The organism is Rouxiella sp. WC2420 (genome assembly GCF_041200025.1).
Taxonomy (GTDB): Bacteria; Pseudomonadota; Gammaproteobacteria; order Enterobacterales; family Enterobacteriaceae; genus Rouxiella.
This window is the reverse complement of record NZ_CP165628.1, coordinates 2,798,872-2,825,652: the sequence shown is the minus strand read 5'-3', so window position 1 is coordinate 2,825,652 and position 26,781 is coordinate 2,798,872. Positions and strand designations below refer to the sequence as shown.

The window sequence follows — 26,781 nt, the reverse complement described above, 5'->3', positions numbered from 1 at the left end:
ACTGCTCCACTTAGTGGGTATGTTTATTGATTTAGAACAAATTTTTTCGAGAAAGCAACGTTTTAAAAATTAAATACCAACCAGATAAAGTGAAGTGTCAGTTTCTGCCTCGTCATTAAAGGTTTGATCAAACAGGAACCAGGCTTTTAACATGTCATCGTTAGCACCTTGCGGATGATGCTCAATATATATCTCGCATAGCAGTGCAAATATCATCTCCCGATCGATGAATAGCAGATTGACCATCAGTGTTGCACTGTCGAATAGCGCCTTAAACATTCCTCGATATTTTTGCTTATCATGTTGCTCAAGATTTTTCTCTTGTAAAAATTCCTTTGTCGAAGGGGAAAGGTAAAATGCCCGCTCTTCATTGTTCCAATTATCAACGTCAGAGGACATTTTCTTGATTATGCGTATCTGCAAACGGTCTAAAAATGCTGGACCTGATAATTCTGCAAGCATAAAGGCGCTGGAGAGCCGGTTTCTGTTTAACGCCGCAAAATCCTTTGCATTAACGGGGGAGTACTTAACGCCCGCTAAAGGTATTTCTGGGCTGAAAATGTAGCGTGGCCCTTGATTAACCAACAGCAATTCATCCTGCTGCTCTATGTTAGCACCCTCGGCGGGGCTTTATTTAATATAGCAAACTGCGAGACGTTTCCGAAACCTGCAGAAACAATCAGGCGAATGGGCCACTGATATTTTTGCGAGAAAAGGGGTAAGTTTTGCGCAGAGGTTTTGGGCCTCAGTAGCTAGATATCTTCGGCCTTGCGCGGCGTCTGCCAGCTGTTTAAGGACGTATTTATGCCTCTTTGCCAGCGGATTACCCCTAACCGTAAGCTTGAGTCAATAATGGGTTTATTTGCTTGTGGCCAGTAACGGTTTAATAAATTATTTTCATTTGCCGCGCTGTGGCTTAATTGATAAAGCCTGTCCAAAGCAAATTGCCATATTGATTGAAAATTGTCTGGCCAGCCATTATTAATACAATATTCCCAAGGCCACAGAAAGATTTCTGCGCTTGCATGCGGTTGTTGATGATAGAAGCTAAAGAAGGTGTTTTCCCCATGTCGGTGATGCATTAAGAGCTTACGGGAAAGTAAATCTTGTTTTTTATCTATCGAGAAGAAGTCTGCATTCAAATGATTTAAGTTATCAATGAAGTTTATAGATTTTTCCAAGATGCTAATACTTTGATCAATCCATTTAAGTAAATTAAGATACAAATTCCCCTGAGCATGTTTGTTTATTATCAGTGCTAGAAAAATCCTGATCCGGTGATGCATTACCATATAGAGGATGGAAATCAAGCTGATAACCAAAGGTGGAAAGTTGAGTTATGCTGATCGGCAGCCCAGATTGGTCATTTTCTGGAGCATAATAAAATTGAACGGGTGAAGCACCATTGATAGAGACAACTTCCGGTAAAATTGGATGCTTGACTACGCCTGAGGGTAATGAAATAACGTCAACTTTAGTACAGTGTAATTGCCAGGCAAAAGGAATGGATAACTCGAAAAATTCGACTGCTGTGATTTCATCTCGGCGCAAGGCTGCCAAGCCTTTATCCAAACGATTGAACCTGTCCAGGCTACGCCAAACGTTCTCATGATGCTCAATGTCCTCAATTTTATAAAATATTTGGCGGTCGTCTCCTACACTGGCGTATAAACCTTGCGCGGCATCTTCCTGCCAGCCTAAATAACAAAAATGTGTTAAAGGGTCCCACCAGAATCCGACGAAACCCGTGCCTGGTAAATTCTCTAATAAAATTCCTCCTTTGATAGCCGTTTTATCCCTCAGTCGAGCAGCAAGTGTTGGAAAGTTTGTTTCATTGCCCATTACGGAGTCTAACGCGTTTGAAAATGCGCCAGCCGAGGAGTTATTGAGTTCCGGGAGAGGAATGTTACGGGTAGAAGCCCATGTTTGTAATAATGGATGGGTAGCAATTTGACTCAGGCGCTGTGCCTGATCGGGAATAAGGTCAAACTCTCTTTTTTCCGATGAACTAAAGAAGAAAAATCGTCGTGTTAGCCAGTTATTTAGTTGAGTTTTCGCCAGGGAAAATTGAAATTCATTAGTGGCATCACTGAGTGCGGTTAGCACGATGTCTGACTCTTTACGCACTCCATTCAGCAGTGCCTTATTAATATCGACAATGGAAGAGGCCAGGGCGGCAGGTAATAAATGAGAGGTCGGAGTAATAAAACGGGACTGTTTATCAATATCACCAAAACATAAACGGCTTAACGTCAGGTTGTCAGGTTGTCAGGTTGTCAGGTGATTCAGGGAGTTGCCGAAATAGCACTGGAATTTCCTGCGGATTACCCAGCGGCAGAAGTAAACCGTGTGACGTAATATCAGTTCTCAGTGCCAACCCGGCAACGCTTTTAATTTGGTTCAAAGTATTTATTTCGTGATAAAGGCTGACTGCCAATTTCCCCTGTCGTAATGCAGCAATAAGCCTATCAACGTTGAGCTGAGGGAGTTGTCTCAATGCGAGAGCGATTAATCCAGATTGTTCATTAATCGCATTGCTGAGCATCAAGTGAAAGTTTTCATACTGCATACCCAATGAGGGCATGAACATCAGTTGTTGCAGGCTTGCGGCTAATCGCTTATCGGCAATCAGGCTGGCAAAAAGTGTGTTTTGCAACTCTGACGTCTGAATGATGTTTAATCCAAGATTTTTAAGTGCCGTAGCGAATATGGATTGAGATTGAGCAGGCAGTCGGTCATCATCCAGCAAAGCAATTTGTCGAATAGCAGTTAAATGAACAGGTATCAATCCGGCATCGATAAAAGCGCTTTTGGCTATTTTAAATAGATCTTCCACGGTGGCATAGGACAAACCCAGCTGGTTGGCAATAATTGCGCCGAAACATAGCCACTGTGAAGAGAGTGATTTAAGGGGAGCGTCGGTGAACACGCCGATGATGTAAATAAGACGGTCAATGTTCCAACTGTGCTGCATTCCGATTAACGAGATTATTGATGATAGCGCTAATTGTATTGATTCATTCATTTTCAGACGGTCTTTACTGTCTGTGTCAGTAATATTTAATAATCTCAGTAGCGTATTGGCATGCTCAAAATCAAGGTCGCCATGCTGGTTGAAAAGGGTGTCCCAAAGCGCGCCGGCAAGAGGCCAGCCCGTTTTATCTGTATTGAGCCAAGACCTGACTTTTGTAATGATTTCAAGACAGTTATTGGCCGCTGTAGGCAGCGATAAGCCACTATTTTGACTGTATGGCTGCACAGCGTTATTTGTTAATTCGGCAAGCCTAGTTTGATAAAATAATTTTTTCCCAAGATAAGTAAAAAGACCAGCAATCGGAATCAGCAGGGTGCCACCAAGCACCGTGTTATAACACCGGGGTCGCCATCTTCGCTGGTTAATAACCCCGACGGCCGTAGCACCAGTAACTAATAGCGGAATAGATACCGCTTTCCAAGTCTGTTTCTGAATGTTGCCGGGAAGGTTTCGGGCACTAGGGCTGATCGTCTAAAGCGTCAAAATACGGTTGCTGATAAAACGAAGCTATTTCAGCCGAGGTATTTGCAGCATGAGTCATTGCGTCGAAAATACGATAACCGCCAGTCTTATCATCTATTGAGCAACTGTTATTTGCAGTGTAACAAATCGTAACCTTCTCAGGCCCCATGACTTCCTCCAACGACTTACTTTGCTAAGTCACTCAATGTAGCAAACTGCTCTCCGTTGGTTTTGCAGATAGCGCGCATTCACAAATTTGATTTCACACTTCTATCCATAAAGATATCTAGACATCTAAACTCTCGTTTTGTAGAGTATTGGCAATTCAAAAAATATCAATCGACCACACGATAAATCACGGACAACTAAACAAAAATGAGTAAAAACATTGTGATTCTTGATGGCGGCATGGGCCGTGAATTGGCTCGCATGGGAGCTCCTTTCCGTCAACCCGAATGGTCCGCGCTGGCTTTGATGGAGGCTCCACGATTCGTTCGTCAGGCGCATGATGCTTTTATCTCTGCAGGTTCGCAGGTGATCACCACAAATAGCTACGCAGTGGTGCCTTTTCACGTCGGTGATGAGGTCTTCGCCGAGCGAGGTGCAGAACTGATTGCGTTGTCAGGAAAACTAGCCCGTGAAGCGGCCGATGCAGCCATTGTCCCGGTGAAGGTCGGTGGATCACTGCCGCCGGTGTTGGGTTCATACCGCCCCGATTTGTTCGAGCCGCTCAAAGCTAAAGCGCTGCTTGAGGTGCTGGTTGCCGGTTTGACCGACTATGTGGATTTTTGGCTGGCCGAAACGCAAAGTTCGATTGCCGAAGTTGAGCTGGTGCGTGAAGTTGTGGGTGAGGACGCGCGCCCACTTTGGTTATCCTTTACTTTACAAGACACTCTCAACCCTCAGGGGCAGGCATTATTACGCTCCGGGGAATCAGTGGCCGATGCGGTTAAAGCAGCATTACGGTTGTCTGCGAAAGCGGTATTGTTTAACTGTAGCCGTCCAGAAGTGATGGCCAGCGCGGTGACGGAAGCTCGTACCACCGCCCAACAGCAAGATTCAGATCTCGATATCGGCGTTTATGCCAATGCTTTCGAACCTTCTGACAACAAGCGCGGAGCCAACGAAGGGCTGAGCGAAATGCGTAAAGACACCGACCCGCAGGGCTATCTTGGCTTTGCCGAAGAATGGGTGGCGGCGGGTGCCACTATGGTCGGTGGTTGCTGTGGGATCGGGCCTGAACACATTGCGGCGCTGACCCAGGCTTTGGCCTCACGCGACTGATAATAGTTTTGCTGACGCGCTTATTTCCGCCAGTCAAAATACATTGTAGTTAAAAAAATAAAATCAATTGGGTTTCAGACCTTATTAAGGGAAAGTCATGATAGATCGTCGTTCGTTTATCAAAAGCGCAGGAGCTATCTCCGTCGCTGCGGCAACCAGTTCACTGTGGCCGTTTTCCAACGCTTTTGCCGCTGAGGCTGCAATGCCAAAAAAGGGCGGTCATCTGGTCGTTGGCATTGACAATGCCTCAAGCACTGATCGTCTCGATCCGGCTTTCTGGTTTGAAACTTACATGTATTTTGTTGGTTCGCAGATTTTCAACAGTCTGGTAGAAATCGACGAGAAAGGTGAACTGGCCCCGTCACTGGCAGAGTCGTGGTCGTCGGCCGATGGCAGCAAAACCTGGATCCTGAAAATTCGTCAAGGCGTGCAGTTCCACGATGGCCGAGCCTTGGGCGCAAAAGACGTGGTTTATTCGCTGAATCACCATCGCGGTGAGAAATCAACGTCTCCGGTTAAAGGTTATCTGGATCCAGTAACCTCTATTACCGCGACCGGTGAGCATGAAGTTACTGTTAAACTGAACTCGGCGGACGTCGAATTTGTCTGGCTACTGAGTGCGGTGCATTTTGTGGTAACCGCCGAAAACGAAAGTTTCGACAAAGGGATTGGCACCGGTGCATTTATTCTGGAGAAATTCCAGCCGGGCGTGACCACACTGACTAAACGTAATCCTAATCACTGGAACAGTGCTCGTGGCCACGTCGATTCTGTCGAAACACTGGCAATGAACGATTCCACTGCACGGGTTGCAGCCTTGGTGAGCGGCTCGGCCCAGCTGATTAACCGCGTTAATCCGCGCATTGTGGGGCGTATTCAGCATATGCCTAATATTCAGCTGATTCGCGCCAGGGACAGTGCAATTTATACCTTCCCGGGACTTTCAAATCTGGCACCTTTCAACAATGTTGATGGCCGTCTGGCATTAAAATATGCCATCGACCGTAAGCAGATTATTGATACCGTGCTGGGCGGCTATGCCAGCGTGGCCAACGACAATCCATTCTTCCCGTCGAATCGCTATTTTGCTAAAGATATTCCGCAACGGCCTTATGACCCGGATCAGGCCCGTTTCCACTGGAAAAAATCTGGCTTTACTGGCCCATTGACCTTGTCGGTCGCTGATGCTGGATTCCCCGGTTCCGTCGATGCTGCACAACTTTATCAGCAATCAGCAGCCAAGGCGGGCATTGACCTGAAAGTTGACCACGTTCCCGATGACGCTTTCTGGAATGATGTCTGGCAGAAAAAAGTGTTTGTTTCTTCCAACTGGGCCAGTCGTCCTACCGCCGATGCCATGCTGTCGCTGGTATTTACCAGCCAGTCGTCATGGAATGAATCTGCCTGGCACGTTCCGGCCTTTGATGCGATGGTCAAAGCGGCACGCGGCGAGGCTGATGAGGCCAGGCGCAAGCAAATTTATCATGATATTCAGGTGATGCTGGTAGATCAGGGCAGTGAAATCATCCCGCTGTATGCCGATGCGCTTGATGGTTGCTCGATTAAAATCAAAGGCTTTACTTCCGTGCCTGGCATGCCGCTGAGCGGAAACCGCGCGGCAGAAAAAGTCTGGATCGAAAGCTGAGGCAGCTTAAGCAAAGCGAGTAAATGGTATGACTGAAATGACTTCGCAACGGCCTTCGGGCCGTTCAACTTTATTAAGCCTGGTATTTTGGCGACTGGGTTACGGCGTATTAATGGTGCTTGCCGTTTCCGTATTGATTTTTATCGGCGTGCAATTGTTACCGGGTAACGCCGCGACGGCGATTCTTGGGCAAAGCGCGACGCCGGATGCGATCCGCGAACTTAACTTGCAACTGGGATTGGATAAACCGGCGATAAGCCGCTACCTGAGCTGGCTGCTGGGAGTGTTGCACGGTGATTTCGGCATCAGCTACACCAGCCGCGAGGCCATTGCCGGTCCGCTGTTTACCCGTCTGGGTAATACACTGTTTCTGGCGGGATGCACCGCGGTCATTGCCGTGCCGCTGGCGCTGCTGATTGGTTTTCTGTCGGTGCGTTATCAGGGCAGTATTATCGATACGCTGCTCAACGGGATTGCCCGCGCCGCCGTTGCGCTGCCGGAGTTTTTCTCTGGATATTTACTGATTCTGATATTTGCGATCACTCTCGCGTGGGCGCCAAGCAACAGTACGTTATCGGATTCGATGTCTTTTACTGCCAAACTTTCAGCTATTTCATTGCCTTGCGCCACGCTGGTGCTGGCCATTGTCGGCCATATGAGCAATATGACCCGCGCGGCGCTGATTGCCGCACAGAGCGCGGCTTACGTTGACACCGCACTTCTGAAAGGCCTGACTCCGGCGCGGATCCTTTGGCGGCACGTCTTGCCGAACGCGCTCGGCCCGATTATCAACGTGGTGGCGATTAACCTGGCTTACCTGATGGTCGGCGTGGTGATTGTCGAAAACGTGTTTGTCTATCCGGGTCTGGGTCAATATATGGTTGATAGCATTAGTAAAAGGGATATCCCGGTGATGCAGGACTGCGCGTTATTGCTGGCGGGGATTTATATCCTGTTAAACCTGCTGGCCGATGTGCTGGCGCTGGTTGCCAATCCGCGTTTGCGCCACCAACGTTAGAAGCAAAAGGAATTTTTAGATGCCTGCACTAAAACCCACTGCAATTCTGGGACTGACAGGGCTGACCCTGTTTGTGCTGATTGCCATTTTTGCGCCGTGGCTGGCGCCTTACGCGCCGGACAAAGTGATCGGCATGGCCTGGCAGGCACCGGACGCAACGCTGCGTTTGGGGACTGATAATCTGGGGCGCGATCTGCTGTCGCGAATGATTTGGGGCACCCGTGTGTCGCTGGGGGTAACGGCGTTGGCCGCCGCGCTGGCCTTTGTGGTTGGCTGCACTCTTGGTTTTATCGCTGGGATACGCGGTGGCTGGCTGGACCAGACCATCTCTCGCATCAACGATATGATCATGGCGATCCCAACCTTGATTTTTGCCCTGATTGTGTTGGCAGTGTTGCCTAAAACTATCCTCACCCTGACCTTGGTATTGGGTCTGCTCGAGTCTACCCGCGTGCTGCGCGTTGCGAGAGCATTGGCGGTCGAAATTGGCGTGATGGAGTTTGTTGACGTTGCGCGACTGCGCGGCGAGAGTCTGGGCTGGATCCTCTGGCGCGTTGTTTTGCCTAACGCATTGCAGACGCTGATCGCTGAGTTTGGTCTGCGTTTTATCTTTATTTTGCTGTTTTTGTCGGCGCTGTCTTTCCTCGGATTAGGCATTCAGCCTCCGACTGCTGACTGGGGCGGGCTGGCGCGTGACAATAAAGACGGCATTCTGTTTGGTGTCTGGGCTGCGCTGGTGCCGGGAGGGGTGATTGCCATTTTAGCCCTGGCCATCAATGCCGTGGCCGACTGGTTGATGAGCGGCACCACGCGTTCGTGGGGAGGTCACCATGGCTGATTATTCCGAGATTAAACAACAGCCATTGCTGCGCGTTGAGCAGTTGGTGGTCGTAACAACGGACAAGTCAAAACGACGATTAGTTGATAACGTCTCCTTTGATTTACGGGGCGGAGAAGTGCTGGGACTGATCGGCGAATCGGGCGCGGGCAAATCGACGATTGGCCTGGCAATTCTCGGCCATTGTCGTCACGGTATGCGCATCGATTCAGGTAAAATTCTTTTTAAAGATACTGACTTGAGTCGCATGTCGCAACGCCGGCTGCGGGCGATACGCGGCAAGAGAATTGCCTACGTGGCACAGTCTTCCGGCGCGGCGTTTAACCCGGCAATCACCATCGGCGAGCAGGTGATAGAGGCGACGCTGAAGCATCGTATTTTGCCGCGCCAGCAGGCTCAGGCCAAGGCAATTGAACTGTTTACTCAGCTAGGATTGCCCGAGCCTGCTCAGTTTTATCAACGCTATCCGCATCAGGTTTCAGGCGGGCAGTTGCAGCGCGCGATGATTGCCATGGCACTGTGCGCGGGTCCGGAACTGCTGATATTCGATGAGCCAACTACTGCTCTTGATGTCACCACGCAGCTCGGCGTGCTCAAGGCGATCGCCGAAGTTATCCGCCTTTCCGGGGTGGCGGCAATCTATATTAGTCATGATCTGGCTGTGGTGGCACAAATCAGCGATCGCATCATGGTACTTCAACACGGTAAAACGGTGGAGCACGCCGCGACCGCCAGGCTGCTTGATTCTCCGGCTCAGGATTACACCCGCCGACTACTTACCGCGCAGGGCGAACACCGAGAAGCGATGCCGATGGACCAGCCCGAGCTGCTGCGCATTGAAAACATCAGCGCGCGTTACCATCAACAACCGGTGCTAAAAAATCTTTATCTTTCAATTCCTCGCGGCAGAACGCTGGCAGTGATCGGCGAGTCAGGTTCTGGCAAATCGACACTCGGTAAGGTGATTTGCGGGCTGCACCAACCGGAGAGCGGACTGGTGAGCATTGAGAACCAGCCGTTGTCTGCGGGCCTGCGCGCGCGCAGTCGTCAACAGTTGCGAGATATTCAGCTGATTCATCAGATACCAGATACTGCCTTGAATCCAAAAGAAATTATCGGCAAACAAATCTCAAGAGTGTTGGAGTGTTTTACTCCTCTTGACCGTTCGCAACGCGCCGCTCGCGTGCAACAGCTATTGGAACAGGTGGGGTTAAGCTCCGAACTGGCGACGCGTCTTCCGGCGGCGCTCTCTGGTGGCCAAAAACAGCGGGTGTGCATTGCCAGAGCCTTGGCCGCAGAACCTAAACTGATAATTTGTGATGAACCGACCTCGGCGCTTGACCCACTGGTGGCGCGCGACGTGCTGGCTTTACTCCGCGATATTCAGCGTCAGACGGGGATCTCGTACCTGTTTATTACCCATGATTTACAGGTGGTGCGTGAAGTGGCCGATGAGGTGGCGGTATTATTTAAAGGTGAGATTGTTCGTAACGGTTCGGTGAGTACCACACTGACTGAACCGCTGGATAATTACACTCGCCAGCTCCTGCGCTCGGTACCTGAAATGCGCATCGGTTGGCTACAGGAACAAACTGCCTGATAGCCAAGTGCAATAAAAAACGCGCTGTAAACTTAATGTTTCAGCGCGTTTTTAATTCTAGCGTGCGTGACTTGCAAGACTGTCACGTGATAGGAATTACTTTATCTGTAGGATATCCAGACGTTCAACAACCAAGTCGTCTTCAGCCTGCCAGCCCACCGGCTGCAACGGAATATCTTCACGATCGAACGCCAGGTCACCGCCGTCAATCACTTCGCTACCGTGGTGAATCGCTTTAAAATCAAAGAGTGCAGTATCATTAAGATGAGAAGGCACTACGTTTTGCATAGCGCTAAACATGGTTTCTATGCGACCCGGATAACGTTTATCCCAGTCTTTCAACATGTCACCAATCACCTGACGTTGCAGGTTTGGCTGCGAGCCGCAAAGGTTGCAAGGAATAATCGGATATTCGCGGGCAATGGCAAAACGCTCAATGTCCTTTTCGCGGCAATAGGCCAGCGGGCGGATAACGATGTGCTTGCCGTCGTCGCTCATCAGCTTAGGTGGCATGCCTTTTAACTTACCGCCGTAAAACATGTTCAGGAACAGCGTTTGCAGGATGTCATCACGATGGTGGCCCAAGGCAATCTTGGTACAGCCTAGCTCGGTCGCCGTGCGGTAAAGAATGCCGCGACGCAAGCGTGAGCAGAGAGAGCAAGTTGTTTTGCCTTCAGGGATCTTGTCTTTGACAATCGCGTAGGTATTTTCCTCAACAATCTTGTACTCAACACCTTGCTTTTCAAGATATTCCGGCAAGATATGTGCCGGGAAACCCGGTTGTTTTTGATCAAGATTTACTGCGATCAGCGAGAAATTAACCGGCGCACTTTGCTGCAAATTGCGCAAGATTTCCAGCATGGTATAGCTGTCTTTTCCGCCAGACAGGCAAACCATGATGCGGTCGCCTTCTTCAATCATGCCAAAATCTGCAATGGCTTTACCGACGTCACGACGTAACCGCTTTTGCAGCTTGTTGAGGTTGTACTGATCTTTTTTTGTAGCTTCTTGTTTTTCAAACATTATATCGATACTCGGGATCTAAGGGGGGCACCGGTAGGGCATAAACGCCGAGGGTGCCAGCCGACAAACGCAGCGTGTAGTTAATTGGCGTGTATGTTACGGATTACGCGGGTGAAAGCCAACACGTTTTATAGTGCTTATGGGGGAGAGCATGATAAACACATGCTGAAACCAAAGATATGCTGATATACAGCATTTGACTCTAAGAAAATCAGTATCATATGCCAAACTTCTTACACACTTGATTACGCAATCTGGCATATGTGATTAAGTTTAATCCGGTAACTTTATAAGGTGAGTCATACTGCGATTAATCTTTAAATAAAGTGAAAGAAGAAAAGGTGCCTGATTTTGTTTGGGTCATTTCGTCTACAGGAATTTCATACACTACAAATTCCCCGGGTTTTCTAGCCATGCCCGGCAGCATGTTTCTTTTCATATGCTGACTTTCAGATAGGTCAACTTCTCCATCTGGCATGATGGTAACCTGGCCTTGAGGGCCTCTATAATGCACAAAATTACTTCTTACCAGGTAATTACGGCCATCATCTCCTTTCATCGGTACTTCAACGGCAGAGCTGGTTTCTGTTAGCCTGGATTTTTCAGGATTTTTGTTACCGATTAAATGGCTAATAAGATCTGATTCAAAAGGAGAGTCTTTTGCCTTAATGGAACGTGTTTCTCCTGCAACATATTTTTTATTTAAGCCGAAAGGGTCCATGTAACTAAAGCAAACCTTTTCCCGAGATGGTAATGGAGTCGATGATGTTGCATGAACAGTGGTGGGTTGTATTAATGCATTGATAATTGTTTTTAAATTGTTGGTAAATTTGCAATTTTCTTTGTTTTCTGTCTCTGCGGGTGTTATTTGTGTTAATGAAATACCACCTGTTAAACCGACTGGATACATTAGGATTCTCCCTTGTATTACTGAAAGTTAAATTAACTGGCATCAGTAGATTATCTTAGAGAGGGGTGAAAATCTTGATTGAAGTCTCATCTGTAATAACTGAATGAGTTTATCAACGCCGGCATGTTTCCAATTCTCAAGGGCGACATTTGCGTGATCCGAATTTTTTCCTGGCGAATTTGGCTATGAAATGATAACTGGCCTACATCCAGATTCTCTTTTTCTCACTTGCTTGCGCTATATCAATAAGATTGAGAGCATAGTCAATTACAATACTCCCCGCTGTTTAAGAGTGCTAATGTACGGGGCTGACTTGATGTGATTATTATTTATCTATTAAGATAAAGGGGTTGCCACGAATCTAACAGTCTTTGCTTTAGATGTCTGGGTAATAATAATGTTAAAGCTGCTTTATTTATCCTGTGTGTTAACCGCAGAAGTCATTCTCAGTACTATTTCTAGAAGATATTACCGTAAGTATTTAAACTATTTTTTTAATTATAAATTTAGACTGCCATTTAAACCGAGTAAAACCATTTTCATTCCTCATGGTCATCGATGGGAAATGCTAAGTATTAAATATTTAGGGGCAATGGCTCCTTCCGGTAGAGCTTATCCTTCCACCTATGTTGTCGCCCGTTGCAAAGGCTGTGGTACCCGCAAGCATAAAGTGTTCTACAACAGCCATTTGAACAAGTCACAGTGCAGGCGCTGGCTGTAACCATTTTTTGAATAAAAATACTGATTATCCTAGATAGCTTTACAGACTCACCCATTAAAATCCTTATTTCAATAGTATAGTGTGGTGACTTACTATTTTTAATTGTGGGAGTGGGAATGAAAGGGCGTTTAGTGAAATCGCGAATCTCGATATTAATGCTTGCCTGCGTCACCTGTTGCTCGGCTTATGCCGTCGCGCCTAATCACCCTGCGTTGGCATTTATGCAGGCCAGTGAGTTGGCAAAAGTAAAACAGCAACTGGCTGAAGATAAAGCCGCACAGCCCACTCGGCAGGCATATGAATATTTACTGACAGCCGCCAACCGCGACCTTAAGTCGCCTCTTCTCAGTGTTACCGAAAAAGGCATGACACCGCCAAGCGGGAGCAAGCACGATTATCTCAGTCTCAGCGCGTACTGGTGGCCGGACCCAAACAAGGCTGATGGGTTGCCGTGGATCCGTCACGACGGGCAAATTGACCCGGCCAGCAAGAATGACCAAAGTGATGGCGTTCGTTTGGCAACTTTTACCGCCAGAGTTCAGGACCTGACATTGGCCTGGTATTTTTCCGGGCAACAGCGTTACGCCGATAAAGCCGCCGCTATGCTGCGTACCTGGTTCATTGATCCACAAACCCGTATGAATCCGAATCTGAATTTTGCCCAGGGCATACCGGGTAAGATGGCTGGAAGAAATGCCGGGGTGCTGGATGGGCGTTATTTCTCCATTCGTATTGTGGATTCACTGTTACTGCTGCGTGGAAACCCTGCCTGGACTGCCGCCGACGAACAGAAAATGCATCAATGGATGACTGAGTACCTGAATTGGTTGCAAAACAGTCCTATTGCTATCAAAGAAAGTAAAACCAAAAATAATCATGGTAACTGGTATGCGACACAGGTTGCAGGGATCGCCTGGTATCTCGACAAACCTGAACTCGTCAAAAAAATGGTTGCGCTGACTGAAAGCAAACTCGAGACGCAGTTAATGCCCGACGGAACGCAACCGCTGGAGCTGGCGCGTACCCGTTCTTTCCATTACAGCTATTTCAACTTGCAGGCAGTGAGTCTGTTAGCGGTGTTGGCGCATAAAACTGACGGGACAGATCTTTGGGCATATCAAACGGCTAGAGGGGCCAGTGTACTGAAAGCTCTGGATTTTATGGCTCAGTACACTGACGGCACTAAACCCTGGCCTTACAAGAGCCTGGATAGAAGCGGCATTCGGATTATCCCGCTGCTGTCCTGGGCCGACAGTGGAACCGGTAAGCCGAAATATGAAACATTTATTCGCTCAGCCTCGTTTGCTTTACCAGAGGCCTCAAAGGCCGCAGCCGTTAACCACATGAAACCGACTCACGGTGCGATTGTCGAGGCACAAAGAGACACTTGGCTGACTTCATTGCCAGCCTGGGTAAATTAATTCACGTCGATACGCTTAATGCCTTCGACCGACAATATTGCCTCATATAAAGCTTCAATCTTTTGACGAGGCGATAAAACAACATCAATAATCAGGTCACACTTATTTTCATCGTCATCTTTTTGACTAACCTTAATATGCCCGGGGCGGATACGCATTTTTTGCAGCTGGATTAAAACCTGTGGCACACTTTGTGGTTTAAGACGAACTTCAATCAAATGGTGATGACCAATAAAGCGGTTACTTATTTGGCGGAATACTTCAAGCACCAGCAGGGTTAATAGCGTCCCGTAAATACCAATCTGATAGAGACCGCTACCAATCACCAGGCCGATTGCCGCAGTGACCCAAAGACCTGCAGCCGTGGTCAGCCCTTTAACTATCTGCTTCTGAATGATAATGGTCCCTGCGCCAAGAAAACCCATCCCGCTAACAACCTGAGCCGCTACGCGACTGGGGTCGAAACTGACATGAGTCTGGCTAAGAATATCTTCAAAACCGTATTTAGAAACAATCATAAACATGGCACTGCCAATACCGACCAAAATATGAGTACGTAATCCGGCTTCTTTGGCTCGCAGCTGTCTTTCAATACCGATTAATCCACCCAAGATCCCGGCTAAGGCAATTCGCAATAAAAGATCTGTCAGCATAGTTATTTCCTCCTGCTGTTATTATTTCATTCTCCGACTGTATTTTATGTGACTTAAGAAGAAAATCGGGTTAATGAATGTCATTTTCATGACCATAATGGATAACAAAGAGAAATAATCTGTATCAAGATATAAATTTTTAAGAAAACTGGCTATTTACTTCTTTCCAGGGCTCGACGCTAGCAGAAAAGCTCGGCTATGATGACATTCGTTAATATTATCCAAACAATCATCCAGGAGCAGGGACGATGAGAACAGCGTTACGAATTCTACTGGCTGGCGCTACGCTAGTTTTAGCTGCGTGCAGCAGTCATAAAGAAACAGCAGATGTTCCTCAGCAAGCCAATAGTTTCAATATTGCTCGTAGCCTCAATAACGGTCCTGCTTCAGCGGCCTGTTCAATGGTCGGCGGCAGCCTTCAGCTTACTCGTCAGCTTGATGGCACTTCGGTAGGCATGTGTCAGATGTCGAACGGGCGTCGTTGCGCGCAAGAGGCTGTCATGAATGGCACCTGCTCCTAATTCCTCGTCTCCCTTGACGCCGTGACTGCGTTGGCTACATTCGTTCACCCGAATCACTGACGGGTGTCAGCTCATCGGGATTCACTCTTTTGCCGCCTTGTCACAACGCCAATGGCTTTAAGGAATGCTGGTTTCCCCTTGACGCCTTGACTGCGTTGGCTACATTCGTTCACCCGAATCACTGACGGGTGTCAGCTCATCGGGCTTCACGCTTTTGCCGCCTTGTCACAACGTTAATGGCTTTGAGGAATGCTGGTTTCTCTTGACGCCGTGACTGCGTTGGCTACATTCGTTCACCCGAATCACTGACGGGTGTCAGCTCATCGGGATTCACGCTTTTGCCGCCTTGTCACAACGCCAATGGCTTTGAGGAATGCTGGTTTACCTTGACGCCGTGACTGCGTTGGCTACATTCGTTCACCCGAATCACTGACGGGTGTCAGCTCATCGGGCTTCACGCTTTTACCGCCTTGTCACAACGTTAATGGATCTTTTAAAGCTGTGAATATTATTAGACTGTCACACTGTTTGGGCATAGCTCGCCGTTGGCTATTTGTGCAAGATTGCTGAGTGTCGTTTCTGAAATGCTTGTCAGGGCTTCGCTAGTCAGAAACGCCTGATGGCCAGTAAACAGCACATTGTGACAGGATGAAAGGCGGCGGAAAACGTCGTCGAGTACGACTTCATTGGAATTATCCTCGAAGAACAGGTCGCGTTCATTCTCGTAAACGTCCATTCCCAAAGCGCCAATCTTCTGCTGTTTCAAGGCGTCAATGGCCGCGCTGGCATCGAGCAAAGCACCGCGGCTGGTGTTGATGATCATCACGCCATCTTTCATCTGGCTAAATGATGCTTCATTGAGCAGATGATGATTATCGGCAGTTAACGGACAGTGAAGCGAAATAACGTCAGACTCGGCATAAAGAGTAGCGAGATCAACATATTCTGCTCCTAATTCCACTGCCAGCGGGTTAGGGTAGGGATCAAAAGCCAGCAGGCGCATGCCAAAACCTTTTAATATACGCAGTGCCGCCAGGCCAATCTTACCGGTACCAATAATCCCCACTGTCCGTTGATACATGTTAAAACCGGTTAGCCCTTCCAGGGAAAAGTTAGCCTCGCGAGTGCGTTGGTAAGCGCGGTGAATGTGCCGGTTAAGGCACAGCATCAGCCCCACTGCATGTTCCGCCACCGCTTCGGGAGAGTAAGCCGGGACGCGAACAACATCGATACCCAGCTCTTTAGCGGCAGTGAGATCAACGTTGTTAAAACCGGCACAGCGCAAGGCCAGTTTTTTGATACCCAGCGAGGCCAGCTCTTGCAAAACTTCTGGGCCACCGTCGTCATTAACAAAAATGCACACGGCATCACATCCGGCTGCCGTTTTTGCCGTCGGCAAAGTTAACATAAAATCAAAGAAAACTAATTCGTAGCCGTAGCGTTGATTCACCAGCTCAAAATACTTTTTGTCGTAATTTTTGGTTCCATAAACCGCTATCTTCATAATTTGTGCTCCGACAAGTTATTAGTCCATTAACGAGAAACCTGTATTAAAACTAGCATCCCGCTTTCGCTGAGACAAAGGGCAAGCGAATGTAAAGTGAGATTTTATGCTATCTTGCAAGCGTTAAGAAAATATCAGGATATTTCATGAGGAAAGGACGTAAACAACTCATCTTGACGCTGTTGGCGGTCGTCGTGAGTCTGGCACTAGTGTTGGCAATACTGTGGAAAACCTTGCCGCAGTGGCTGCCCATGGTTGCTAAACACTGGTTGCCTGCGGGAACAAAACTGGTTTTATCATCCCCTCCTCATTGGTCGCAGGGCGGTTGGCAGCTGCCAGATGCGCGTTATCTGGCCGATCAGTGCGTGCTGGCCGATGCGCAAAACGTCAGCTTGCAAAAACAGCCTGACGGTTGGCATCTCCAGCTTGAGCAATTGAGTCTTGATACGACTTGCCTGAGTAAATTACCGGCCAGTGAAGGGGCGGGTGATCCTGTTTCTCTGCCAGATATTCAAAAACAGCTGCCGCTTGGCCAACTGCAAATTGGTGAGTTCAATGTGATGCCCTGGCAGCAGTATGCCGGAAAGTTGCTGCTGATTAATGATGGGAAAACCCAGAAATTGCGCTATCAGGGGGCGGCTTTGAGTTTTGATGCCGATTTGGATAATCAGCGTCAACTCGCCATTCATTCACTCAGCCTGACGCCGCCCGGTGGCAGCGACCCGATTCAGCTTTCTGGTCAGCTTACCGTTCCTGCCGCATTGAACAGCTTGCCGTTGCAGGGCGAGTTGCGAGGCCAACTTCGTACTGCGGTGGTGCCTCATCCGTTGGATATCAGCCTGAATTGGCAGGATAAAAAGGGTGAATTAAAGCTCGTCGAGCAGGGCACTGTACAGCCGCTGGTCAGTATGCCGTGGACGTTGGGCGATAAACAGATTGAAATCACTCAAGGTCAGTGGCGTTGGCCTTATGCCGAACAGCCGCTTTCCGGCGGACTCAATCTGACTCTGAATAATTGGAGCGATAGTTTTAATCAGACTACCCTCAGCGGCCGCCTGAACGTGCTGACTCAGGGGCACAATGGTAAAGCCAATGCAGTATTAACACTGGGACCAGGCCAAGTTGGGTTGCTGGACAGCAATATAACTTTCCAGTTGACCGGGCAGGCTAACCTGGCGCAGATTTCTCTCAGCGCCTCTTTCCCTGGAACCTTAACCGGCTCGATATTAAATCCGCTTGTTGCCTTGCACAGTGGTGCGCTGCTGCGCGCGTGGGGCAAGCCAACGCCGTCTCTCAATTTGCAGGATGCGCGCTGGCCGTTGGCAGGGGTTAAACTTAGCGCCAATGGCGTTAGCGGGCCGCTGCAGGCGATTGTTAAGGCAAAAGACAATTACTGGGGCAGCTTCGACCTGCATCTCAATGGTAAATCACAAAATTTTTGGCTTGATAATGGTAATTGGGATTTCAACTATTGGGGCAACGGTTCATTGCCGCCTTTGGACGGAAGCTGGGATGTCACGGGGAAAGGCACCTGGCACGACAATCAGCTGACGCTGGGCAAACTTTCTGCCGGATTCAATCACCTGCAATACGGGCTGGTCAGTGTTGATGCGCCGCGCCTGACACTGACGCAGCCGGTGGTATGGCAGCGACCCGTTCCCGAGCGTTACCGCCAGGTGCTGCCAGTTTCGCAGCCGGATTTTAACGGCGAGCTGAGTTTAGTGGCGAAAAGGATCGCTTTTGAAAACGGTGGATATCTGCCTCCGGCCACACTGCAGCTGGCGTTTAAGGGCGATAATCCGACCAATATCACCCTGAAAGGCCAGCTCGAAGCCTTGCCAATCGGGCCGGTTCGTCTGGCTGGTCGCTGGGACGGCGAGCGATTGCGGGGTCAGGGCTGGTGGCCAAGGCAAGATCTTACCGCTTTTCAGACCTTGCTGACGCCAGACCTGAATATCAAACTCCGTGGGGGGCTTTTCTATGCCCAGTCGGCATTTTCTGCCGCGCGGGGCCAGGGATTTATTGCCGGTGGCCACTGGGTGGTTAAAGATGGCAGCATGTGGTTGAAAGACGGCGACCTCAGCGGGCTGGACTTTTCTTTATCTTATCGGCTAAAAAACCAGGTCTGGAACTTTGGCACCAAGTCGCCCGTTAGCCTGAAGATTGGCGAACTGAATAACTTATTCCCGATGCAAAACATCACTGCCAAGTTGCAGGGCAGTTACCCATGGAGTGAGAAGTCACCTTTGCGGTTGACCGATGTCGGCATGGATGCTTTGTTCGGCCATATCAGCCTCTCGGCTTTGCGCTTACCGCAGCACGACGCGGCCGTGCTCAAATTGCAAAAAATTGACCTTAGCGCGCTGTTCACCGCCCTGAAACCTAAACAGTTGGCGATGTCTGGCAAGGTTAACGGCGAATTGCCGCTGTACGTCGATAACCCGCGCTGGCTTATCCACGATGGCTGGATTGCCAACGATGGCGGCCTGACGCTGCGTCTGGACACGGATTTTGCCAAAGCCATGGCGGGCGGCAATATCGCTAACGGATTGGTTATTCAGCTGCTGCAATATCTCGAAATTCAACGTTCGTATGCCAAAGTCAGCCTGGATAATCTTGGCGAGTTAACCATGGCGGCACAGGTTTACGGTGTTAACAATACCGATCATCATAAAAAGGAAATTCACCTCAATTACACCCATCAGGAAAACGTTTATCAGCTGTGGCGCAGTCTGCGCTTTGGCGACAGTTTACAGGAATGGCTGCAACAACAGCTCACTGTGTCAAGACAGTCTGCTGCCGTTGGCAAAGACAACGAATTAAGGAATGAAAAATGAAGTCGATAATGGCCTGTATAACTGCCGTCTCGCTGCCGTTAATGCTCAGCGGGTGCGTTCCGCGCATCGAGATTGCAACCCCGACCGCGCCAATCACCATCAATATGAACGTCAAAATCGAGCATGAAATCCACATCAAGGTTGATAAAGACGTCGAAGATTTGTTGAAGAACAAGAGCGATCTTTTCTAAGGAACTGCGTTATGAAATTTCTGAAAAACAAAGGCTTGCTGATGTTGATGCTGCTCTGCGGCAGTTTATGGTGCAATGCGGCTTTGGCATTGACTGTCGAACAGGCCAAGCAGCAAGGGCTGGTGGGGGAAACGTTGTCGGGCTATCTGGCCCCGGTGAAACAGGGCGCGCAAACTCAGGCCTTGGTGACTCGTATTAATCAGGCGCGCGAACAGCAGTATCGGCAGTTGGCAGAGAATAATCAGGTCAGCACCGGCGATGTGGCGAAACTTGCCGGGCAAAAGCTGGTTCAGCGTGCGGGCAAGGGTGAATATGTGCGCGGCATCAACGGCCAGTGGTTGCAAAAGTAGGGCACGGCGCACCTTGCAAGGGTGAGGTGCGCACGGATTAACTCATTAATTAATTCTCTGATAGAAACGGGTAACCAGAGTTTTTATCTCGGCTCGTACCGGACTGCTGACGTGACTGATATTATGACCATTGTGCAGAATCACGTTTTGAATCCGCGTCTGGTCGAGCTCTGGGTCGGCAAAGTCGCGTAAAATCGCATGGAAGGGCACGGTAAAGTCGTAATAACCGCCAATGTTCAGCAGGCGTAACTTCTTGTTGTCACGCATCGCCTGTCGCCAGTAGGGCATGACGCTAGAAATGCTCTTCGGCACGCGCTTTAGCGTGATCTTTTCAGTAGGTGGTGACATTTTCTCGCACTGCTCCGGCCCATCCCAACAGGTAAATTTTACTCTGCTGGTGTAACCCAGCGACTGGGTAAAAAATTCTTCCAGACGGGTATACAGATTGCCGTTAAAGCCATGTGCCCCTGGCGCATCTTTTCTGCGGCGCATGTCATTGGGCTGGTACGGGCAATCCGGCGAAGTATCATTGTATGAAGCACATTTGAGATTGGCCGCGTCGATGTAAGTCATCTTTGGGTCTCTAAAGGTCCAAAAATAGGGGAACTCTTCGAGTGATTCACGGCTAAAACCGGTTATTGACAACAGTTTCAGCACAGTTTTTTCCGGCAGTTCTTTTTCTTCACGCAATGCCGCTAACTCTTGGGGAATATAAGTGTTATCGACAAAGTTATTAACGTCTGACATGAAGTGTTCAAACGTCATTCCTTTACCCGCGATGCCGTAATAATAACTGGTGGCGGCCAATGTAGGAATATAATCTGCGCAGTGGTGGCTAGGTTTGCGATCATTGGTAACATCATTAATGTTATCGTCGCAAGAAGCATTATAATTCATGGTGGATGGTGAGTGCAGAATAATGCCATCAAGAGAAATATGCGCCGCAAAGAGTTTATTCGCCAGAATGGCCGAACGCTCACCGCCTTGTGACCCACTATAAAGATATTTTGGTGAAGCCTGTTTACCGTTGAGGCGAATATATTCGCTAATAAAATCTCTCAGCACATCACTATCGCCCTCCATCGAGTCAAAATCACGGTTTTTTGCGGGAAGAATCGCCTGCGAATAGCCGACCATGGGTCTGTCGATATATATCAAATCTGATTGATCAAGAAGGGTGTCGGCAGCAGGAGCAAGAGGAAAAACTGGCGACTCCGCCGTGCCCGTATTGTTGAACAGCCGCATCGGGCCCCAATAGTTAAGCTGCATCGGTGTTCCGGGACCGTTCCAGCCGCCACCAAAGAAAAACGTCAGCGCACGGGTATTTGGCTTGTCTGTTTCTGCCGTATAGGCCGTATAAAACACCGATGCAGCAGGTCCATTGTCGGTGGGACGGGTAGTAATATGCCCGGTGGTGACTTTGTAATTCAGAGTTTTGCCGCTGTCCAATTTTATCGAATGATACATAACCGCAGCTGTATTCATTACTGGAGCATGGAGTGCGGCTTCGGGCTTGAGTGAGTAAAGTATTGGATCATAAAACGGTAAATCTGCCGTAGCAAAATTCGAAGAAGAGAACGTTGCAAAAACTAATAAAATGCCGTGGCTGAGGCTGATTTTTATATTTATTTTAAAGGAATCCCCTGAGTGATATTTTATATATTTCATGATAATCCTTTTTTAAAATGGCTCCATTTTTACTGGTACAATAAAGTCGAAGTCAAGGGTGTAGGCTATAATGGATTAATGAAATAGATAATTAGAGGTTTAAAAATATATCAAAAAAGGCAAAAGAAACGCGCCACAGTGGGCGCGTAATAGTTATTTATCAGAACAGATTATTGCATCACTACCGGCTGACACGAAATTCTAAAATTAATTAGCCGGTAATAAAATTGCCAAATTAAGCAGCAGCAACTTGTTTGATAGCCACGTCGATAGCAGCTTTGGCATCAGCCTGAGCTTTAGTCGCAACTTCTGGACCGTAAGCGATGCCTTCAGCGTAAACGAATTCCACGTCAGTCATACCCAGGAAGCCCAGGAACAGGCTCAGGTAAGGAGCAACCAGATCGCTTGGCGTATCTTTATGGATGCCGCCCCGGCTGGTCAGAACGATAACACGTTTGCCTTTGATCAGGCCTTCTGGACCTTTCTCGGTGTATTTGAAAGTCACACCGGCACGGGCTACCAGGTCAAAATAAGTTTTCAACTGAGTAGGGATGTTAAAGTTGTACATTGGTGCAGCGATAACGATCACGTCGTTAGCCTGCAGTTCGTCGATCAGAGTGTTGGACAGAGCCAACGCTTCTTCCTGACGAGCAGTCAGTGGAGCATCGGATGGACGCAGTGCGCCAACCAGCTCACCGTCAAGAACAGGGATTGGCTCGGCAGCCAGATCACGCACAGTGATCTGAGATGCGCCGTTAGCAGCCTGGAATTGAGCAGCAGCGTAGTCAGCCAGTTGGTTCGACTGAGAGAAGTTAGCCAGAATACTTGATTTCAGAATCAGTACTTTACTCATTTAAAATTCCTTCACAGAGTGTGGGTCATACAGGGACGAATTGTCCCGAGAATGTTCATTACTTTATTGATAAAATTCATTGAGTGATAGTGCAATATTTCGAGATCTACATCCAAATATTTTGAACAACCTTTTGGCTTCGCCCTAGACGCCGTACCTGCGTTGACTTCCTTCACTCGCCCGAATCACTGACTTTTGTCAGCTCATCGGGACTCATTTAGTTGCCGCCTTGTTACAGCGCCAATGGCTTTGCCAAAAAATTGCTTTATTAAAACAACATTTGTCCAAACATCGCTTGTGATAACATAGTGTTATTCAGGCAAGGCCAGCGCCTGCCGACCATCAAGGAATCTCGAACGTGAAATCACCGCTCGCGGCACTATCAGCACAACTTGACGGGCTGATGCTACGTGACCGACAACGCCTGCAACGCCGTATGCAGGGCGCTAAAAAAGTTAATGACCCCCAGGTATTGCAAGGTCTTACTCAAGAACTGGAAAACGCTGTCCAGCAGGGGCTGCAAAAAGTCAGCTCTCGTGAAGCGTCACGCCCAAAAATTACCTATCCCGACAACCTGCCGGTCAGCCAGAAGAAGCAGGACATCTTTGAGGCTATTCGCGACCACCAGGTGGTGATTGTTGCCGGTGAAACAGGGTCGGGTAAAACCACGCAGATCCCGAAAATTTGCATGGAGCTCGGCAGAGGTATTAAAGGCCTGATTGGTCATACCCAGCCGCGCAGGCTGGCGGCGCGTACCGTGGCCAACCGTATTGCCGACGAACTCGAAACCAGCCTCGGTAATACGGTCGGTTATAAAGTCCGCTTTAACGATCAGGTGAGTGAAAACACGCTGGTCAAGCTGATGACCGACGGCATTCTGCTGGCTGAAATCCAGCAGGACCGCATGCTGATGCAGTACGATACGCTGATCATCGATGAGGCCCATGAACGCAGTCTGAATATCGATTTCATTCTCGGTTATTTGCGCCAGCTGCTGCCAAAACGCCCCGATCTCAAAGTTATCATTACCTCGGCGACCATCGATCCTCAGCGTTTCTCCAGGCATTTCAACAACGCGCCGATAATTGAAGTTTCGGGCCGTACCTATCCGGTCGATGTGCGATACCGCCCGATCGTTGACGATGCCGACGACACCGATCGCGATCAGCTGCAGGCGATTTTTGACGCCGTTGATGAGCTGGGGCGTGAAAGTCGCGGCGATATTCTCATCTTTATGAGTGGTGAGCGGGAAATCCGCGACACCGCCGATGCGCTCAATCGTCTTGATCTGCCGCATACCGAAATCTTGCCGCTGTACGCGCGGTTGTCGAACAGTGAGCAAAATAGGGTATTCCAGTCGCATTCGGGGCGTCGAATTGTCTTGGCGACCAACGTGGCCGAAACCTCACTGACTGTGCCGGGGATCAAATACGTTATTGACCCGGGCACTGCGCGTATCAGCCGTTACAGTTTTCGCACCAAGGTACAGCGTTTGCCGATTGAGCCAGTCTCACAGGCTTCGGCAAACCAACGTAAAGGCCGCTGCGGCCGCGTATCAGAAGGGATTTGTATTCGTTTATACTCCGAGCAGGACTTCTTGTCGCGCCCGGAATTTACCGACCCTGAGATTCTGCGTACCAATCTGGCATCCGTTATTCTGCAAATGACCTCGCTGGGTCTTGGCGATATATCGGCTTTCCCGTTTGTCGAAGCTCCGGACAAGCGCAATATTCAGGACGGTGTGCGGCTGCTCGAAGAGCTGGGCGCGATTAATCACCCTGAAAATGGTCGTTATACCTTGACCGAACAGGGGCGTAGTCTGGCGCAACTGCCGGTGGACCCGCGTCTGGCGCGGATGGTGCTTGAGGCGCAGAAAAATGCCTGTCTGCGTGAGGTTATGATTATCACCGCCGCGCTGTCGATTCAGGACCCCCGCGAGCGACCTGCCGACAAACAGCAGGCGTCTGACGAAAAACATCGTCGTTTTGCCGACAAAGACTCCGACTTTTTGGCCTTCGTCAATCTCTGGGACTATCTGCAAGAGCAGCAGAAAGCGCTGTCTTCTGCGCAATTTCGCAAGCTGTGCCGCACTGATTTCCTGAACTATCTGCGCGTTCGTGAATGGCAGGATATTTATACTCAGCTGCGCCAGGTGGTGAAAGAGCTAGGCCTGCGCATCAACAGCGAGCCAGCGGATTTTCGCAGCGTGCATTGCTCATTGCTGACCGGTTTACTGTCGCATATTGGTCAAAAAGATGTCGAAAAGCAGGAGTTCACCGGAGCGCGCAACGCCCGTTTTGCGATTTTCCCTGGTTCGGGGCTATTCAAAAAGCCGCCGAAGTGGGCGATTGTCGCCGAACTGGTGGAAACCAGTAGGCTTTGGGGGCGTATTGCCGCCAAAATCGAACCTGAATGGATTGAGCCGTTAGCCCAGCATCTGGTGAAATACAGCTATAGCGAGCCGCATTGGGAAAAAGCCCAGGGCGCGGTGATGGCAACAGAAAAGGTCACGCTGTTTGGTCTGCCTATCGTTATGGCGCGCCGAGTGAATTACGGCAGTATTGATCCCGTGGTTTCACGCGAACTGTTTATCCGTCACGCGCTGGTCGAGGGCGATTGGCAAACGCGGCACGCGTTCTTCCGCGAAAATTTACGCCTGCGGGCCGAGGTCGAGGAGCTTGAACACAAGTCTCGTCGCCGTGATATTTTGGTTGATGAAGAGACTTTGTTCCAGTTTTATGACCAGCGTATTGGCCACGAGGTGGTTTCCGGCAAGCATTTCGATACCTGGTGGAAAAAACAGCCCGCTGACAGCCTGAACTTTGAAAAGAACATGCTGATAAAAGAAGGCGCGGGCAAAATCAGCGCCCATGATTATCCGAACTTCTGGCATCAGGGCAATATCAAGCTGCGAGTTACCTATCAGTTTGAGCCGGGTACGCAAGCGGATGGCGTTACGGTCCACATCCCGCTGCCGTTGCTTAATCAGATTGAAGAGCAGGGGTTTGACTGGCAAATTCCCGGCATTCGCCGCGAGCTGATTATGGCGTTGATCAAATCATTGCCAAAGCCGGTGCGCCGCAATTTTGTTCCAGCGCCTAACTATGCCGATGCTTTTCTGGGCCGCGCTACGCCGTTTGAATTGCCTCTTTTGGAGTCTATGGAGCGTGAGCTGCGCAGGATGACCGGCGTGACGGTGTCACGAGAAGACTGGCAGCTGGATCAAGTGCCCGATCATCTTAAAATAACCTTCCGCGTTGTCGATGAGAAAAATAAAACTCTGCGTGAGGGCAAAAGCCTGACCGCGTTGAAATCGACCTTGAAAGAGCAGGTGCAGCAAACACTGTCAGCGGTCGCCGATGACGGTATTGAGCAAAACAATCTGCACGTGTGGAGTTTTGGAACACTGCCAGACTGCTATGAGCAGAAGCGTGGCGGCTACGAGGTTAAGGCTTATCCGGCGCTGGTGGATGAAAAAGACAGTATCGCCATCAAGCTGTTCGACAGCGAACTCGAACAGTCGCAGGCCATGTGGCGCGGTACTCGCCGGCTTCTGCTGCTGAATATTCCTTCGCCAATCAAATATCTGCATGAAAAGTTGCCCAACAAAGCCAAGCTGGGGCTGTATTTTAACCCTTACGGTAAAGTCCTGGACTTGATTGACGACTGTATTTCATGCGGTATCGACAAGCTGATTGCAGAGTCCGGTGGTCCGGTGTGGAATGAAGACCGTTTTGCCAGGCTGCACGAGCACGTTCGTGCGCATCTTAATGATACTGTTGTCAGCATTGCAACACAGGTGGAGCAGATTCTTACCACGGTGTTCAATATCAATAAACGGCTGAAAGGGCGAATTGATATCACCATGGCATTGGCGCTTTCAGATATCAAAGCGCAGATGTCGGGGCTGATTTATCGCGGTTTTGTGACTCAGAATGGCTGGAAACGTTTGCCGGATACCTTGCGATATTTGCAGGCGATTGAAAGGCGAATGGATAAACTAGCGGTTGATGCCCATCGTGATCGTGCGCAGATGCTTAAAGTCGAGAGTGTGCAGCAGAAGTGGCAGCAGTGGTTCAATAAATTGCCGCCTGTGCGTCAGGCCAGCGAGGAAGTGCAGGAAGTTCGCTGGATGATTGAGGAGCTGCGCGTGAGTTACTTCGCGCAGCAGCTTGGAACACCTTATCCTATTTCAGACAAGCGTATCTTGCAGACAATGGAACAGCTGGCCTAATAAAGGTTTTTAAA

At 49.2% G+C, this 26,781-nt stretch carries 22 protein-coding genes; 12 read left to right on the top strand and 10 right to left on the bottom strand.

Features of this window, described 5'->3' with window-relative positions:
• Positions 1-69 precede the first annotated feature (69 nt).
• From AB3G37_RS12835 to AB3G37_RS12820, 4 genes are all read right to left on the bottom strand, one after another.
• Positions 70-585: a hypothetical protein gene (locus AB3G37_RS12835; protein ID WP_369788011.1), complete on the bottom strand. Its 516-nt coding sequence runs from the start codon at positions 583-585 to the stop codon at positions 70-72.
• A gap of 167 nt (positions 586-752) precedes the next feature.
• Complete coding sequence (locus AB3G37_RS12830; RefSeq protein ID WP_369788010.1) at positions 753-1,181, bottom strand: hypothetical protein; 429 nt, start codon at positions 1,179-1,181, stop codon at positions 753-755.
• A 34-nt stretch (positions 1,182-1,215) separates the two neighbouring features.
• Entirely contained in the window at positions 1,216-2,127 is a 912-nt protein-coding gene (locus tag AB3G37_RS12825) for a hypothetical protein (protein ID WP_369788009.1), read from the bottom strand.
• Between the two features lie 133 nt (positions 2,128-2,260).
• The gene (locus AB3G37_RS12820) at positions 2,261-3,361 is read right to left on the bottom strand and encodes a hypothetical protein (RefSeq protein ID WP_369788008.1); all 1,101 of its coding nucleotides are present in this window, start codon (positions 3,359-3,361) and stop codon (positions 2,261-2,263) included.
• Positions 3,362-3,871: 510 nt separating this feature from the next.
• Between AB3G37_RS12820 and AB3G37_RS12815 the strand changes: the two genes are divergently transcribed.
• The 5 genes from AB3G37_RS12815 (at position 3,872) to AB3G37_RS12795 (ending at position 9,881) form a co-directional block, all read left to right on the top strand.
• Positions 3,872-4,780, top strand: a complete 909-nt coding sequence (locus tag AB3G37_RS12815) for a homocysteine S-methyltransferase family protein (RefSeq protein ID WP_369788007.1) — start codon at positions 3,872-3,874, stop codon at positions 4,778-4,780.
• A gap of 100 nt (positions 4,781-4,880) precedes the next feature.
• Positions 4,881-6,425, top strand: a complete 1,545-nt coding sequence (locus AB3G37_RS12810) for an ABC transporter substrate-binding protein (RefSeq protein WP_369790954.1) — start codon at positions 4,881-4,883, stop codon at positions 6,423-6,425.
• Between the two features lie 28 nt (positions 6,426-6,453).
• Positions 6,454-7,443, top strand: coding sequence for an ABC transporter permease (locus AB3G37_RS12805; RefSeq protein ID WP_009638008.1), 990 nt, complete (start codon positions 6,454-6,456; stop codon positions 7,441-7,443).
• A gap of 19 nt (positions 7,444-7,462) precedes the next feature.
• A complete protein-coding gene (locus AB3G37_RS12800; protein WP_369788006.1) occupies positions 7,463-8,281 on the top strand; it encodes an ABC transporter permease in 819 nt (272 codons plus the stop codon).
• A complete protein-coding gene (locus AB3G37_RS12795; RefSeq protein WP_369788005.1) occupies positions 8,274-9,881 on the top strand; it encodes an ABC transporter ATP-binding protein in 1,608 nt (535 codons plus the stop codon). The genes AB3G37_RS12800 and AB3G37_RS12795 overlap by 8 nt, the downstream gene beginning before the upstream one ends.
• A gap of 96 nt (positions 9,882-9,977) precedes the next feature.
• On the opposite strand, the gene ttcA is transcribed toward AB3G37_RS12795, so the two are convergent.
• Both ttcA and AB3G37_RS12785 read right to left on the bottom strand, forming a co-directional pair.
• Positions 9,978-10,904, bottom strand: a complete 927-nt coding sequence (gene ttcA / locus AB3G37_RS12790; protein WP_369788004.1) for a tRNA 2-thiocytidine(32) synthetase TtcA — start codon at positions 10,902-10,904, stop codon at positions 9,978-9,980.
• Between the two features lie 310 nt (positions 10,905-11,214).
• Entirely contained in the window at positions 11,215-11,814 is a 600-nt protein-coding gene (locus tag AB3G37_RS12785; RefSeq protein WP_369788003.1) for a hypothetical protein, read from the bottom strand.
• A gap of 397 nt (positions 11,815-12,211) precedes the next feature.
• On the opposite strand from AB3G37_RS12785, the gene AB3G37_RS12780 reads away from it, so the two are divergent.
• Both AB3G37_RS12780 and AB3G37_RS12775 read left to right on the top strand, forming a co-directional pair.
• The gene (locus tag AB3G37_RS12780) at positions 12,212-12,535 is read left to right on the top strand and encodes a hypothetical protein (protein WP_369788002.1); all 324 of its coding nucleotides are present in this window, start codon (positions 12,212-12,214) and stop codon (positions 12,533-12,535) included.
• A gap of 116 nt (positions 12,536-12,651) precedes the next feature.
• Entirely contained in the window at positions 12,652-13,956 is a 1,305-nt protein-coding gene (locus tag AB3G37_RS12775; protein WP_369788001.1) for an alginate lyase family protein, read from the top strand.
• Here the strand turns inward: AB3G37_RS12775 and AB3G37_RS12770 are convergent.
• On the bottom strand, positions 13,953-14,609 hold the full coding sequence (locus tag AB3G37_RS12770) for an MgtC/SapB family protein (RefSeq protein ID WP_009639404.1): 657 nt from the start codon (positions 14,607-14,609) through the stop codon (positions 13,953-13,955). The genes AB3G37_RS12775 and AB3G37_RS12770 overlap by 4 nt on opposite strands.
• Before the next feature lie 248 nt (positions 14,610-14,857).
• Here AB3G37_RS12770 and AB3G37_RS12765 point away from each other — a divergent pair, with 248 nt between their 5' ends.
• Positions 14,858-15,130 carry a DUF333 domain-containing protein gene (locus tag AB3G37_RS12765; protein ID WP_009639405.1) on the top strand — a complete coding sequence of 91 codons (273 nt, stop codon included), beginning with the start codon at positions 14,858-14,860 and terminating at the stop codon, positions 15,128-15,130.
• A gap of 511 nt (positions 15,131-15,641) precedes the next feature.
• Here the strand turns inward: AB3G37_RS12765 and AB3G37_RS12760 are convergent.
• Positions 15,642-16,634 carry a 2-hydroxyacid dehydrogenase gene (locus tag AB3G37_RS12760; RefSeq protein ID WP_369788000.1) on the bottom strand — a complete coding sequence of 331 codons (993 nt, stop codon included), beginning with the start codon at positions 16,632-16,634 and terminating at the stop codon, positions 15,642-15,644.
• 146 nt (positions 16,635-16,780) lie between these two features.
• Between AB3G37_RS12760 and AB3G37_RS12755 the strand changes: the two genes are divergently transcribed.
• From AB3G37_RS12755 to AB3G37_RS12745, 3 genes are read left to right on the top strand one after another with little or no spacing between them, the layout of a single operon-like run.
• Positions 16,781-19,471 (top strand): YdbH family protein, encoded by a 2,691-nt coding sequence (locus AB3G37_RS12755; protein ID WP_369787999.1) that lies wholly within the window; start codon positions 16,781-16,783, stop codon positions 19,469-19,471.
• Complete coding sequence (locus AB3G37_RS12750; RefSeq protein ID WP_009636018.1) at positions 19,468-19,662, top strand: YnbE family lipoprotein; 195 nt, start codon at positions 19,468-19,470, stop codon at positions 19,660-19,662. Before AB3G37_RS12755 ends, AB3G37_RS12750 begins: the two co-directional genes overlap by 4 nt.
• A gap of 11 nt (positions 19,663-19,673) precedes the next feature.
• On the top strand, positions 19,674-20,012 hold the full coding sequence (locus AB3G37_RS12745) for a YdbL family protein (protein WP_369787998.1): 339 nt from the start codon (positions 19,674-19,676) through the stop codon (positions 20,010-20,012).
• A 45-nt stretch (positions 20,013-20,057) separates the two neighbouring features.
• On the opposite strand, the gene AB3G37_RS12740 is transcribed toward AB3G37_RS12745, so the two are convergent.
• Both AB3G37_RS12740 and AB3G37_RS12735 read right to left on the bottom strand, forming a co-directional pair.
• On the bottom strand, positions 20,058-21,479 hold the full coding sequence (locus tag AB3G37_RS12740; protein ID WP_369787997.1) for a hypothetical protein: 1,422 nt from the start codon (positions 21,477-21,479) through the stop codon (positions 20,058-20,060).
• Between the two features lie 436 nt (positions 21,480-21,915).
• A complete protein-coding gene (locus AB3G37_RS12735; RefSeq protein WP_369787996.1) occupies positions 21,916-22,533 on the bottom strand; it encodes an FMN-dependent NADH-azoreductase in 618 nt (205 codons plus the stop codon).
• A gap of 358 nt (positions 22,534-22,891) precedes the next feature.
• Here AB3G37_RS12735 and hrpA point away from each other — a divergent pair, with 358 nt between their 5' ends.
• Entirely contained in the window at positions 22,892-26,767 is a 3,876-nt protein-coding gene (gene hrpA, locus AB3G37_RS12730; RefSeq protein WP_369787995.1) for an ATP-dependent RNA helicase HrpA, read from the top strand.
• Positions 26,768-26,781 lie beyond the last annotated feature (14 nt).